The organism is Vibrio sp. T11.5, from assembly GCF_027587155.1.
Lineage (GTDB): Bacteria > Pseudomonadota > Gammaproteobacteria > Enterobacterales > Vibrionaceae > Vibrio > Vibrio neptunius.
The window spans coordinates 1-538 of the sequence record NZ_JAPPTP010000074.1 but is presented as its reverse complement, the minus strand read 5'-3'; the positions used below and the strand labels follow the sequence as shown (position 1 = coordinate 538).

Below are 538 nucleotides of genomic sequence, written 5' to 3'. Positions count from 1 at the left end.
CTGATGGCGTTCTGCTATGGCTTCAATAGCAGAAAGCATTGTCCCCATGTTGATTCCATCGGTAAGTTGAACAAGATATGGCAAGTGATAGGCGTCGGTGCCACTTTCAAACTTTTCAATAAACAGCATGCTCTGCTGTGCAAATGAAATAGGAGACAAGACCTCACCACGTGAAACGATTTGTTGCTCAGAGTTTTCGGTGCAGGCATCGGCTAAATTACGAATTGTTTTTTGCGTAAAGAGATCAGTCAACTGGAAGCTTATATTCGCCTTTTTCTTTGTTATTGCAAGTAATCGAATCGCAGAGATCGAGTTACCTCCAAGTCGGAAAAAGTTATCTTCGACACTGACTTGCTCCACCCCCAGAACCTCTTGCCAAATCTCACATAAAGTGCGCTCTATTGGCGAGGAGGGCGCGACATATTCACGTGTCGCGTGAATGTTAGGGGCTGGTAGGGCGTTGCGATCAAGCTTGCCATTGATCGTGACGGGAAGCTTATCCAAATAGGTGTAGCTTACCGGCAACATGTAGCTCGGT

The 538-nt window shown here is 46.1% G+C and carries 1 protein-coding gene; it reads right to left on the bottom strand.

Translation table 11 applies throughout. The features are described 5' to 3' along the window. On the bottom strand, positions 1 to 538 hold a 538-nt coding region (locus OH455_RS23240; RefSeq protein WP_269982943.1), incomplete at both ends, for a phosphopantetheine-binding protein.